This window comes from Pseudomonas sp. GW823-FHT02E01 (assembly GCF_058797535.1).
Map to the genome: position 1 here is coordinate 221,850 of NZ_JBXAJS010000009.1, position 12,749 is coordinate 234,598.

The window sequence follows — 12,749 nt, forward strand, 5'->3', positions numbered from 1 at the left end:
ATGTCATTGGGAAAAGGCTACTGACGAAGGTTCAGCCCGGGGTTGGGCTCTGTGACGCCAGTGGTGGTTATGGCACAAAAATAAGATTATGCGCCAAGCATAATGGCACAAAATAGCTTATGTGTGTCACGCCGACCGAGGGAGTAGGGTGAGCCTTTCGCCGACGTCTCGCTGGAGGACGGAATGATTTGCCATGCAAGCAACAGCCCTGCACGTGTGCGCGAATGAGTTGGCTATGTTGTTCGCGGGGAACCGAAATCGAGATTGCACTCTTGATTTGGCGTAGGCCCCGGCACTGGACAGACATTCGAGACGAGCTTGATAGACGGCGCTCGGAGAAAAAGGCTTGAGCCATAACTCGTGTAGCAGAAGTGCGCTTCAGCCAATAGCTGCCGGTGAGAGCCGGCAGAAACCGGTCAGATCAGTCAGGCCGCTTGCTGTTCGACAATTTTTTTGTCCGTAGAAACAAGCTACTTCTAATCCAGCAACTCATCTCGAATGAGGTTGAACAGGGGCAGTAGCTGTTCACCGCACCGAATCACCCAGCGCGCCAGCGTCTGGCGCGGGATAGCTCAGCTTGCGGGTGCGAGCTTCATTCCGAGCCCGAACGGGCAGACTCAAAGACGTGAGCTTCGCTAACGTGACGGCGCAAAAGGAGGTATCTGCGTCATTTAGGTCACAAGCCTGTTGGCGTAGATTTGTTCCTGAACCCGGTACCCCGCCGGTTAAAGGAAACTGCCATGAACACCCGCATCCACCAAGGTACTGCGCTGGCAACTGGCGCATCTTCTGGTATTGGCGCTGTTTACGCTGACCGGCTTCCCCGTGCTGGCTACGATCTGATCCTGGTTGCGCACCGCGTCGAAAAGCTTCGCGAACTGGTGCGGGCGATTACCACGTGCACTAGCCGCTCAGTTGAGACTATCGCAGCTGATCTCACTGGCGCTGACGATCTGGCCCGTGTTGAGCGCGTACTTCAAACCGATTCCTGCATCACCGTGCTCGTCAACAATGTGGGTATCGGCGCGACCGGCCCTTCGAAATAGGGCACACGTTGCCCGAGGAAAACCAGATGTCGAACCGAAACCAACAAGTCGAGCAGTCGCTGACATCCCGTATAGATGTTGTCGGGCTTTGGTTGGCGCCCTTTGGGCTCCGCATTTTGCTCGCATGGGAATTCTTCGAATCCGGACTTGAGAAGCTGCAAGGGGCGAACTGGTTCGCCGACCTTGGCGACAAGTTCCCGATGCCCTTCTCTTTGCTGAGCTCGAGTACGAATTGGACCATGGCAACCTGGTTCGAACTGGTCGGCAGCTTCGCTTTGCTGCTCGGCTTGGGCACCCGTTTTGTCGCATTGTCACTGTGGGTGCTGACAATAGTGGCCACCTACACCATTCACTGGCCGTCAGATTGGTCGAGCTTGAGCGAGCTGTGGCAAGGCTACGCAATCAGCAACGATGGCTACGGCAACTACAAGCTGCCGTTGATCTACCTGGTGATGCTTTTGCCTCTCATCCTCAACGGATCCGGTCGACTAAGCCTCGATCATCTCATCGAAGTCCTCCGAGACTCAGCAAGTAAGAGCTCTGCTGGTCCGAGCGTTTGGGGGCTTGTGCTCCTGACGTTGGGGGTGACGGTTTCGCTATTGTTGCCGTGGGTGGGAGGAACGTTGGCGGGCATCGCAGCGATCCTGCTGGTTTTTTCCCGCAGACCTGGCTCCGTTCACATGCCGCTTTCCAAATCTTGACTTGCTACTGCATTTCGCAGTGCTACCCAGCGGCTTCGCCGCACCCCACCTGGAGAAAATGTAATGTCTGATAAAACCATCCGTAACAAGAGTATTGGTCTGATGAGTGTCGCGCTGGCCGGGATCGTTCTGAGTGGATCGGCTTTTGCCGTACAACAATTGCCGCAAGGCTACATGCTTGCCGCGTCGCACACCGGAGCTGAAGGGAAGTGTGGTGAAGGTAAGTGCGGTGGCACGGAGACCAAGACACAGGCAAAGACCACCGAAGGGAAGTGCGGTGAGGGCCAGTGCGGTGATGCGATCTTCAACGCGATCGATACTGATGATGATGCGCGAATCTCGCGCGCCGAGTTCCTCGTGGTTGAGCCGAAGGGGCAAGCCGTATTCGCGAAGAAGGACACCAACACAGACGGCTACATTGATGAAATGGAGTCGTACCTGAGCGTCAAGGCGGCCTATAACGAGAACGGCAAGGAACTGCCCAATGGTCTGTTCTCTACCAAGGAGTGAACCATTCACTTCATCGTCATGCGCCTCCGCTTTACGCGGGGGCGTTTTTTTTATGTGTACAGCCGTGCCTGCATTTAATTCAGCCGCCGCAAGTTTCTGCCGACGATGTTGACCTTATCTCAACGCGATGTGGATCTTCGTTAGGTCGCTCTGATCCATTGGCGGACGGGCAATGTCCCTAAACGAGGTATATTCGACATTTCGGACTTTGCGCGGTGTGGGTAGATTCAAGTCATGACGGGAGCATCCCTCGTCTCAACCCAACCTACCGTGAGGTTTATATGCTTAAGGGCGATGACACTGGAATATCACCTGACAGGTTCAGCGAACTTGGTGTTGCTGCTGCGGCTGCCGCCATACGTAGAGGCGAAATTTCGTCAGAATCCTATACTGCGGCGCTACTTCGGCGAGCTCACACTTTCTCTGACCTGGGCGCCTTTATCACGATCGACGAAGCCGCAGTACTTGCCGCGGCGAGAGCCTGTGATACCGCTCGCGCTACTGGTTCTACCGCCCCGTTGTTGGGCGTTCCGGTTGCGGTCAAGGACAGTTATCTAACGCAAGGTTTACGGACAACACTCGGCATCCGCAGTTTGGAGAACTTTGTGCCAGCTCGAGATGCAGAGGTCGTTAGAGCGATCAAGGATGCCGGGGGCATAGTGTTCGGCAAGAACAATCTTGTGGAAATGTCATATGGTTTGACCGGACATAACAGCCACTTCGGCCAGGCGAAAAATCCGCACAATCCTGAACACGTGACCGGAGGCTCTTCGAGTGGCGCGGGAGCATCGGTAGGCGCTCAGATCGTGCCCGCGGCTCTCGGCGGTGACACCGTGGGTTCTATCCGCGTGCCAGCGTCGTTCTGTGGTGTAGTGGGGTTCAAGCCCAGCCCGGGGCGGTGGTCTGGTGATGGGATTGCTCCCATCTCCCATACGCTCGATACAGCGGGTGTATTCGCGCGCACCGTCGAGGATTGCGCACTGATCGACCAGGTCGTCACGAAGACCACATCTACCGTTCATGGTGACTGGACGGGTCTTAGAGGAATCCGGCTAGCCTATGCTCCTCGGCAACATCTTGAGCGTATCAATCATGAAGTTGAGGAGCACTTCAAAGAGACGATTCGTCGGCTGTGTGACGCTGGTGCGGAAGTTGTCGAAGTAGACCTTGGTGAAGATTTTTTCGCCATGACCGAAAGGTCGACGTGGAGTATTTTCTTCCATGAGACGATGGAGTCGGTCGCAGGCTTCCTTCGCAAGAATCGGATACCGAGCTCATTTGAAGATATTTACAATGAATTGAAGCCTGGCTTGAAAGATGCTTGGGGCCATCTTGTATTGCCGAGTGGCGCTGGATTCATTTCCCATGAGACATATCAAACCGCGCTTGATCATGATCGTCCGGAAATCCAGCGCCGATTTAACATGGCATTTTCCAGCAGTGGGGCTCAGGCGCTCATCATGCCAACTACACCCTGTCCTGCACCAACGATTGAGCAACAGACGAAGTTCACCATCGCAGGGCAGGAGGTCGACGACCTGGCTCTCGCGAGGCATACCGTCGCTGGGAGCATCGCAGGGTTGCCGGGCATTAGCATTCCGATGGGAATGTCCAGCAACGGACTTCCTATCGGTCTGGAAATAGACGGCAAGAATGGTGACGACCGAAAGCTCCTTGAACTTGCTCGTCGCGTGGAGGCGGCAGTAGGAGCGGTAGCGCGCTCCGTCTGAACGATAGGGCATGTATCAATTGTGTAACCGTGGTTAACGGAGATACGTCTAGTCATGGCCCGGACTTAACTGGTCCGGGTCGCAAAATTTAATTCAATCCCATAGTGATCAGCATTCCTAAACTTCCGCCAATCGCGCATTGCGTCGCAGAACCTGCGGGGGCTGCCCGAATGCACGCAAGAATGCTCGGCGCATTCGCTCTGTATCGATAAAACCGGTTTCGGAGGCGACTTCGTCTATTGAATGACGGCTTTGCTCTACCATTACCCTCGCTGCCTCTAAACGAAGGTGTTGGACTGCTTTGGCGGGCGATTGTCCGGTTTCGGCTCGAAACGCTCGACTGAACTGCCTTGGGCTCAGATGGGCTGCCATTGCCAGTTCTTCTACTGTAAGTGGGGCGCGCAGGTTCTGGCGGGCGTGTGCCAATGCACGTTGGATGCGATCGGACTTGGCGTCTAACTCCAACAGCGCCGAGTGCTGAGACTGTCCGCCGGCACGTCGATGATAGACGACCAAGTCTTGGGCAACCCTACGGGACAGTTCCGGGCCAAAATCCTTCTCGATCATGCCAAGCGCCAAGTCTATGCTGGCGCTCATCCCGGCGGAGGTCCAGATAGGTCCGTCGATGATGAAAATTCGATCGTCCTCTACATGTGCTTTCGGAAACTGTTTCTGAAGATCGCGCGCATGAAACCAGTGCGTGGTGACTCGTCGACCATCGAGCAATCCTGCTTCACCAAGTATAAAGGCCCCCGTGCAGACCGATGCAGTGCGCCGTGTGGACTCGGATGCCTTACGCAGTTGCGTTATCAAGTCAGACGGAGAGGGTGCCGGATGCATCGAGCCAGTGACGATCAGCGTATCAACCTTGCTGCTCGACAGCGGACTCGTTTCAACAGGGGCACCAAACGAGTTGGGAACAGCGCCACCGCTCTCCGAGAGGAGTCGGATGCCATACAACGGCTCATTCGCCGTGCCGTTAGCGAGTTCGAACGCGGAAACTGCTGCCAATCCCATGATTTGGAAGCCGTGCGGCAAAACAAAGCCAATCGTGATCATAGGACAAACCTCTGTGGCCTGACATGAGCTATACGAGTATTTCAAGCCATGGTCAATCACCTTGCATCCCACTCGGCCCCTGAGAAAATGCCGGTCGACTCCCTTGTTATTCAAAGGTCACGAAGGCGGGCTGTAATGTGAAGGTCGGGGTCTATAAGGAATAGATCGGCGGTAGGGGCATTCGCGCTGCCAGGTGGAGTTTTGGTTTCTGGCCATTGGCAGTGGATTCAACCGGTCGACGCAACAGATTGGCTCAATCGTTCAGCGGGTGTTTCGTAGTTCAGAGTTTTCCGAGGGCGGTGATTTATGCCACGGATAGCCCTTCGCGCCGAGTTGAAAGGCGTAATCGAATAAACGCTTCATGTACTCGCCATCGAATTTCTGATTGCGCGGAAAGTAAAAGTCGGAGCCAATGTACGCAAGATTGAAATCCGCTCCATCCTGCTGCGCCATACGGTAAATTCGCTCCAGGTCGCTGATCCCCTGAGTTTGAATCAATGCACTGATGGCTCGACCGCCGATGCTCAATGTACGGCGTTTCGTCCCGGACCACTGCGGCTCCAGTGTCCCGTTACGAATGACATAGAAATGCCGTTCGAGTCGCAAAGGTGCTCCGGTGGCTCTGTTCAGCGCCATCTTTGTGCCAGGTGGGTAAAGGAACACCTGAGTGATTACCCCACCGTCCACGTGCATTTCCTGAAACTGTTTGCCGTCAACGTCTACATCGATCATGACGGGTGAGACGGCGCCGGGAATACTCATCGACGCGATCATGATGTTGCGGAAGAGGTCGAGCGCTCCCGGTGCTTCGCTTGCGGCGATAGTGCCCATGTTCCAAGTGACTGGCCGCCCTGAGTCAAGGTCGGTTGTGCCGATCAGCAGGATTCGCCCTTTGGCGTATTCCGATGCAATCGCCGCAAGAATTTCCGCGGTGATGTACTTTGTGATGAGCCGCGACAGTGGCTTGCTGTCCGCTATACCGTCGCTGGCAAGACGGGTCAGCACGTTTCGCGAATGAAAAACGTCTTTTGGACCGATGGCGTTGGCGATATACCGAATGACTTCGTCGTACTCGGATCCCAGGTAAGCGAACGGGGCGACCAGGGCGCCCGCGCTAATGCCCGTGACGACCTTGAACATGGGGCGAGTCCCATGCGTGGTCCACCCCGTAATGAGTCCTGCTGCGAATGTGCCTGCGTCACCGCCTCCCGAAACTGCCAGCATATTTGCCAGCGGCAGGATGTTGTTCGGTTTCCCTGCCTTGGCGAGAGCCTCGCTCTCGCGTTTGTTGCCCTCAGTTGCATCCTGAATGAACAGAGTCAGGTCGTGGTCCAACCAATAGCGAGCATTGGGAATGCCAGGGATGACCGCTTTTTCCGTTAACGTTTGCGGCACAGCATCACGGCGCGGCAAGCCCCCTTGCAGGAACATGTTGAGAGTCGAGGCGCCTGGTCTGAGCGCGAATGGTTTCAAAACGCCTCCTCCGGCCCCTGCAGTCGACAGCAAGCGCGCGCTCATCGTACTCGAGAAAGTCCTTACCCATGGTGCCCGAGATGTCTACACGCCAGCCGACTGCGACACATCATTCGAACGCCAGACAGCTCATTTTGCGCTCCTTGACATGATAAAAAAACTCATTGGCCGCGCGCTCAGGTTCATTTGGCCTGCGAGGCTTGCTTCCAGGCATTGATAGCCTCCAGTCCCTTGTAGATATGGCTCGAACTTTCATCACTGCACGCCATGCACTCACCATAGATGACCTCATGTCATCCATCCCTTGAAAATCCATCCTTTGTCAGGTCCCTGTGTTGCGCTCTCTAATGCCGAAAAGCTGAGTGACCAAGATCACTTGTTTCAACAATAAAAGCTCTTTCAGGAGATTGTATGCACAGTGGTCCCACTCTATTGGTGGTGTTGTTTTCCGCCATCATTCTGATCGTTTTTCTAATCGTCAAAGTGCGTGTCCACGCATTCCTGGCCTTGACCGCTGCGAGCTTTGTGGTGGGCATCGGTTCCGGCATGCCACTGGCGCAAATGGCCTCTTCCTATGAAAAAGGTGTCGGTGGAACACTCGGATTCCTGGCAACGATCATTGGCCTTGGCGGCATACTCGGCAAGATGCTGGAAGAATCCGGTGGCGCGGAGCGCATTGCCCAGACGCTATTGAGCACCCTGGGTAAAGAGCGTGCCTCATGGGCCATGATGCTAGTAGGGTTTATCGCGGGCATCCCGGTGTTCTTCGAGGTTGGATTCGTTCTGCTGATTCCCCTGATCTATGTGGTCGCCAAAGAGACCCGGATCAACCTTCTATACTTGGGCGTGCCCTTGGCCGTGTCGCTGATGGCGGTTCATTGCATGTTGCCCCCGCACCCTGCCGCGATGGCCATCACCGGGCTGCTGGGCGCCGATGTCGGCAAGGTCATTGTGTATGGCCTCATTATCGCGCTGCCTACCGCCATCATTGCCGGGCCGCTGTGGATCAAGCTGGTCTGCAAGAGTGAAGCGCCCGACACTCAAGAAGCTTTTCTGGACGAACATTGCGTTGACAGCGCGACCCGGGACTTGCCAGGCCTTGGCTTGACACTGCTGACCATCCTGCTGCCACTGCTGCTGATGGTCGGCAAAAGTTTTGCGGCCGGACTGCCCCATGACTCCGGGCTCTTCAGCATCGTTTCGTTCCTGGGGACGCCGCTGATAGCACTGTCCATTGCTGTGGTGTTCGCTTACTGGGCGCTGGGTTTGCGCCGCGGCTTATCAATGCCTGACTTGCTCGCGCACACTCAGAAGAGCTTTCCTCCGCTGGCCAGCATTCTGCTGATCATCGGTGCCGGTGGGGCATTCAACGGCATCCTGGTCGACAGCGGCGTGGGTAACGCGCTGTCCGGCTCGTTGACGCAATTGAACATGAATCCCATCGTCCTGGCGTGGTTGGTGGCAGGGCTGATGCACTTCGCCGTCGGTTCAGCGACGGTGGCAATGATCAGTGCCGCCGGCATGGTGATGCCGATGCTGAGCGCTCATCCCACCGTGAGTAAGGAAATTATCTGCATTGCCATCGGTGCCGGCGCCATTGGCTGGACCCATGTGACGGACTCGGCCTTCTGGGTGGTCAAGGAGTACCTAGGAGTCTCGCTCGCCGAAGCGTTGAAGAAATTCACCTCGGCCACCGTACTGGCTTCATTGATCGCGCTGGGCCTGACCCTGCTGCTGTCGCAATTCGTTTGATTCAACCCGTATTTTCCGCCTGATTGTTTAAAGGGACCACGCCATGATTTTGGGCAAGACACTTGAAAGCTGGTATGCCAGTTATCCTTTGATTCGCGATCTGGTCGCGCTGCAAGAAACCACTTGGTTCAACCCTGCCGTGGCCCCGGTCGCGGAATCGATTGGCGATGTGGGGTTGACGGCCGCAGACGTCGCCGATGCCAGCGCGCGACTGACGCGTTTTGCTTCTTACCTGCGGCGCGCGTTTCCGGAGACGGAGTGCAGTGGCGGCATTATCGAATCGGACATTCTGCCCGTACCACACCTGCAGCAATTGCTCGGCGAGCGCTACGGTCACGCGTTGCAAGGGGCGCTGTGGCTCAAGCGGGACAGCCATCTGCCGATTTCGGGCTCCATCAAGGCGCGCGGTGGTATCTATGAAGTGCTCAAGCATGCCGAAGACCTGGCGTTGGCCGCGAATCTGCTGACGCTTGATGACGACTACGCGGTGCTGGACAGCGATAAGGCGCGTGCCTTTTTCGGCCAATACAAAATAGCCGTTGGCTCGACCGGCAACCTTGGCATGTCCATCGGCATCATGGGGGCGGCATTGGGTTTCCAGGTGACCGTGCATATGTCGGCGGATGCGCGGCAATGGAAGAAAGACAAGTTACGTTCACACGGCGTTACCGTTATTGAGTACTCCTCCGATTACAGCGTGGCCGTCTCGCAAGGCCGTCAACAAGCGGAGTCAGATCCAGCCTGCCATTTTGTGGACGATGAAAACTCGGTCAACCTGTTCCTGGGCTACTCGGTGGCTGCCGAGCGCCTGAAAAAGCAATTGGCAGCGGCTGACATCACCGTGGATGCGCAACATCCATTGTTTGTTTATCTGCCCTGTGGGGTGGGTGGCGCGCCTGGCGGCGTGGCCTTCGGCCTGAAGCTAGCCTTTGGCGACGCTGTCCATTGCATCTTCGCCGAGCCCACACACTCACCATGCATGATGCTGGGCGTCTATACCGGCCTGCACGACGAAGTGAGCGTGCAAGACTTCGGCATCGACAACGTGACGGCTGCGGACGGCCTGGCCGTCGGACGCGCTTCAGGTTTTGTCGGCAAGGCCATGCAGCGCTTGCTTGATGGTTTCTACACGGTCAGCGACGAGGAAATGTACAGTTTGCTGGCACTGATGGAGCGCAGCGAAGGTGTGCGCCTCGAGCCATCCGCGCTCGCCGGCGTGCCCGGCATTGCCAGAGTCCAGGCCGACCAGCAGGGCTACCTGGCTCGCGCGCGCCTGGACCGTCAGGCCATGGTGCAAGCCACCCATCTGGTTTGGGCAACGGGCGGCAATATGGTGCCTTGCGACGAGATGGAAGCTTATCTGGCCAAGGGCCGTGAATTGCTCGCCAAAGGTTAATCTGGTCTGAATGGACCCGAATTGCCTGGACTCGACAGAGTTCTCGCTGATTTAAGCCTGAACCGAATGTGGCAAGATCAACGTCTTGCCACATCCGTTACGTTTGCCCGCTGGAAATGCGTACAACGCAAGGCGGCTTTTGGGTTTGAGGGAAAACTGTCGTGCTCAACCTTCCTCCACGTATCAGCTCCAGGCTCAACAGCAGCCAGTTCGCGAACCTTCACACCTTTTTGGTTGCCGCTCGTCATCTGAGCTTCGCCCGTGCGGCAGAGGAGCTGTGTTTGACCGCAAGCGCCGTGAGCCACCGTATAAGTCGTCTGGAAACCGCCTTATCCATGAAGCTGTTCCAGCGCCTGACCCGGCAGGTCAGCCTGACCGACGAAGGCGAGCGTATCTTCGAAATACTCCAGAATGCGATGGGAGAATTGTCCGAGGCACTCGAGCAATCGACACAGGCGGAAATTGCCGGCTCGATCGCGCTCTATGTCAGGCCTTCCATTGCCCAATGCTGGCTGGTTCCCAGGCTGGCGGATTTTATCGAGCGATATCCCTTGGTGTCATTGGACCTGCGGGTAGGCAATGACAATGTCGACTTTCGAACCCGTAAAATCGACTTGGCCCTGTACTACGCCAATGGCGAGTTTCCCGGGTTGACGAGCCATCGGTTGATGCGCGAGCGGCTGGCCCCGGTGTGTAGTCCCGAGTATGCGCGACGCCATCGCCTGGAGGAGAACCCGGACAACTTAAGGAACTGCACAATCTTGCATGACTCCCTGGCGTGGGATCATGCGGCCTATGATGCCGAGTGGACGCTTTGGGCAGAGCAACACAACATGCTCGCGGCACTTCCCAAACGTAGCTTGACCTTCGATCGCTCTGATTTATGTGTGACCGCAGCCATGAACCACGCCGGCATTGCGATTGGCCGTCAGCAGCTTGTGCAGAAGCGGGTTGATCGCGGCGAGCTCGTCCTGCCGGTCGCTGAATTCAGCCGCTCAGGCCACTACGATTACTATCTGGTTCACCCGTCGCTCGGCACTATCCCTAAGCGATTGCTGGTTTTCATGAACTGGCTACGAGAATGCGCACATCAATCATCACCTCTGGATGAGAACGATGACCTGTCCTGATGAGGCAATCAAGCTGGCATCTGTTCGGTAAACAGCGTCACGGCGATGATGATCATGGTCGCTCCGGAGAAACGACTGACCCACTGAGCAGCGGCTGGGCGTGCCTTTAGAACAACCTGTGAGCCAAAACCGACCAGGAGATAAATAACGCCACAACTGACGGTGTGGACAAGCCCGAGTGCAATCATCTGCGTCGGTACAGGCCAGGGGGCAGTGGCATCGGCAAACTGGGGCAAGAGCGCCAGGAACAGCAGGAACACTTTCGGATTCAAGCCGCTGACGCAAAGCCCCTTGAGCGCCCAGCGCAACCATGAGCCTGACGCCTGAACTTCATCGGTGTGGGGTGTGGAGGGACGGGTGAGCATGTTGATGCCCAACCAAAGCAGGTAACCCGCCCCGGCCACCGTCAGCACTGACATGACCCCAGGATGGTTGGCGACCAGGGTGCCGACACCAGCGGCTACCACCAATGTGGCAATCAGGTGGCCGGACAGCAGTCCACCCACAGCCGGTATGACGACGCGATGCTTCAGGCCAGCGGATATCGCGTAGGCCCAATCCGCTCCGGGCGTAACGACGAACAGAAACGACACCGCCCAGAAGGCAACAAAGACACTGAAGGTCATGGCGTCACCCACGCCCGTTCATCAATCATCGCGTTATTCATCATCCCGCCTCTCATAGGCCGCCCCTCTTGTTTCCTGAAGAGGAGTACGGCTGTTAATGGATGGGGGAAGATTAATGAAATGTTGTTAGAATTAACTTTCAAATGTGGTCGTATTTTCGTCACAGTGAGGGAGATTATTCTACGTGGACAGAACTGACCGGAAGATTCTTGCCGAGCTGCAAAAGGATGGCCGTCTTTCGGTCACTGAACTTGCCGAACGCGTCGGCTTGAGCCTTTCACCCTGTCATCGGCGAGTGCGGGCACTGGAGGACTCCGGTGTATTGCTGGGCTACCGTGCGCAGCTTGATCCCGGTGCACTGGGCCTGAATTTTTCCGCAATGGTATTTGCCACGCTCCGCGAGGGTGACCGGCAAGCCGTCGAGGCGTTCGAGGCGGCGCTCATTGAATTACCTCAGGTGGTCGATGCCCAACGGTTGTTTGGGGAGCCGGACTACCTGCTGCACGTCATTGCCCAAGACTTGCCCGCCTTTCAAAGGCTTTACGATGAGAGCCTCTCGACATTGCCTAATGTGCAACGGCTCACCTCGACCCTGGTCATGAAGCGGGTCATTCAAGACAGACCGCTACCTTTGTGATCGGCGCGGCACATCTTCTGTTTATTTCAGGATTTTGTGGGGGGGAGGCTGCTTCTGACCGGTTCTGTTGAAAAAGTGGTTCCCCTGTCTGTCAGTACAGGTGTTTCTCGGGCATGCGAAAAATGGGTATGACCGTTGAATCCACAGCAAGCAGACGCTTATCGCCGCATCACTCAGGCAAATGCAGCTTCTACAAATGCCTCTAGCGCCTTGTCTTCCAGGATTTCGATAGAGAAGTGCCCGAAGCGCTTGGGCAACCAGATAATGCGTGTCCCGGACGGGGATTGCAGGTTCGCGCGGGCCAATGGCTTTCCGTTTTCGTCTTCTGGCTGAACACCGGCGACCATCAGTTCGTCATAGGCCTTCTCGATGTCCGGCGTCGAATAGCAGTGGCGATAAATCATCCCTTCACCCGAGGAGTCCAATAGCTCCCTCAGGTTACCGGCCAACGGCTGTACTAACATGAAACGCTCTTGACCGATCAGCGCAATCGCGTAGCGCACGTGCAGACCACCTCGCTCCCAGACGAGCGTTTTGGAGATCCTGGCGTTCAGTATCTGTACGTAATAAGCACAGGCTTCGTCGAGATTCTTGACCAATACATCGATGTGACTGAACTTCAGTTCCATTGCATGCCTCCTGCCGACCCTGCGTCCTATTGACCATTGATGAGAAATGGGTACCGATCT

Annotated in this window: 10 protein-coding genes and 3 pseudogenes; 8 read left to right on the top strand and 5 right to left on the bottom strand. The window is 56.3% G+C overall.

Features of this window, described 5'->3' with window-relative positions:
* Positions 1 to 740 precede the first annotated feature (740 nt).
* From AC1RDQ_RS22105 to AC1RDQ_RS22120, 4 genes and pseudogenes are all read left to right on the top strand, one after another.
* Positions 741 to 1,046, top strand: coding sequence for an SDR family NAD(P)-dependent oxidoreductase (locus tag AC1RDQ_RS22105; protein WP_492588114.1), 306 nt, complete (start codon positions 741 to 743; stop codon positions 1,044 to 1,046).
* 26 nt (positions 1,047 to 1,072) lie between these two features.
* Positions 1,073 to 1,555 (top strand): annotated as a pseudogene (locus AC1RDQ_RS22110) (HvfX family Cu-binding RiPP maturation protein); the annotation flags it as partial.
* A 255-nt stretch (positions 1,556 to 1,810) separates the two neighbouring features.
* Positions 1,811 to 2,257 (top strand): HvfA family oxazolone/thioamide-modified RiPP metallophore, encoded by a 447-nt coding sequence (locus AC1RDQ_RS22115; RefSeq protein ID WP_057715312.1) that lies wholly within the window; start codon positions 1,811 to 1,813, stop codon positions 2,255 to 2,257.
* Between the two features lie 281 nt (positions 2,258 to 2,538).
* Positions 2,539 to 3,987: an amidase family protein gene (locus AC1RDQ_RS22120; RefSeq protein WP_492588116.1), complete on the top strand. Its 1,449-nt coding sequence runs from the start codon at positions 2,539 to 2,541 to the stop codon at positions 3,985 to 3,987.
* A gap of 117 nt (positions 3,988 to 4,104) precedes the next feature.
* Here AC1RDQ_RS22120 and AC1RDQ_RS22125 read toward each other — a convergent pair whose 3' ends face one another.
* The 3 genes and pseudogenes from AC1RDQ_RS22125 to AC1RDQ_RS22135 form a co-directional block, all read right to left on the bottom strand.
* Positions 4,105 to 5,046 (bottom strand): GlxA family transcriptional regulator, encoded by a 942-nt coding sequence (locus AC1RDQ_RS22125; RefSeq protein WP_057715310.1) that lies wholly within the window; start codon positions 5,044 to 5,046, stop codon positions 4,105 to 4,107.
* Between the two features lie 227 nt (positions 5,047 to 5,273).
* Positions 5,274 to 5,405, bottom strand: a pseudogene (locus AC1RDQ_RS22130) (IS30 family transposase); the annotation flags it as partial.
* 322 nt (positions 5,406 to 5,727) lie between these two features.
* Positions 5,728 to 6,564: pseudogene (locus AC1RDQ_RS22135) on the bottom strand (patatin-like phospholipase family protein); the annotation flags it as partial.
* A gap of 366 nt (positions 6,565 to 6,930) precedes the next feature.
* Here AC1RDQ_RS22135 and AC1RDQ_RS22140 point away from each other — a divergent pair.
* From AC1RDQ_RS22140 to dsdC, 3 genes are all read left to right on the top strand, one after another.
* Positions 6,931 to 8,271 (top strand): GntT/GntP/DsdX family permease, encoded by a 1,341-nt coding sequence (locus tag AC1RDQ_RS22140; RefSeq protein ID WP_057715308.1) that lies wholly within the window; start codon positions 6,931 to 6,933, stop codon positions 8,269 to 8,271.
* 43 nt (positions 8,272 to 8,314) lie between these two features.
* Complete coding sequence (gene dsdA, locus AC1RDQ_RS22145) at positions 8,315 to 9,667, top strand: D-serine ammonia-lyase (RefSeq protein ID WP_492588117.1); 1,353 nt, start codon at positions 8,315 to 8,317, stop codon at positions 9,665 to 9,667.
* Between the two features lie 161 nt (positions 9,668 to 9,828).
* Positions 9,829 to 10,797: a DNA-binding transcriptional regulator DsdC gene (dsdC, locus tag AC1RDQ_RS22150; RefSeq protein WP_057716629.1), complete on the top strand. Its 969-nt coding sequence runs from the start codon at positions 9,829 to 9,831 to the stop codon at positions 10,795 to 10,797.
* Between the two features lie 8 nt (positions 10,798 to 10,805).
* Here dsdC and AC1RDQ_RS22155 read toward each other — a convergent pair whose 3' ends face one another.
* Positions 10,806 to 11,423, bottom strand: coding sequence for a LysE family translocator (locus AC1RDQ_RS22155; protein WP_057716628.1), 618 nt, complete (start codon positions 11,421 to 11,423; stop codon positions 10,806 to 10,808).
* A gap of 184 nt (positions 11,424 to 11,607) precedes the next feature.
* Here AC1RDQ_RS22155 and AC1RDQ_RS22160 point away from each other — a divergent pair, with 184 nt between their 5' ends.
* A complete protein-coding gene (locus AC1RDQ_RS22160; RefSeq protein ID WP_057715306.1) occupies positions 11,608 to 12,060 on the top strand; it encodes an Lrp/AsnC family transcriptional regulator in 453 nt (150 codons plus the stop codon).
* 173 nt (positions 12,061 to 12,233) lie between these two features.
* Here AC1RDQ_RS22160 and AC1RDQ_RS22165 read toward each other — a convergent pair whose 3' ends face one another.
* Entirely contained in the window at positions 12,234 to 12,689 is a 456-nt protein-coding gene (locus AC1RDQ_RS22165; protein ID WP_057715305.1) for a VOC family protein, read from the bottom strand.
* Positions 12,690 to 12,749: the final 60 nt, after the last annotated feature.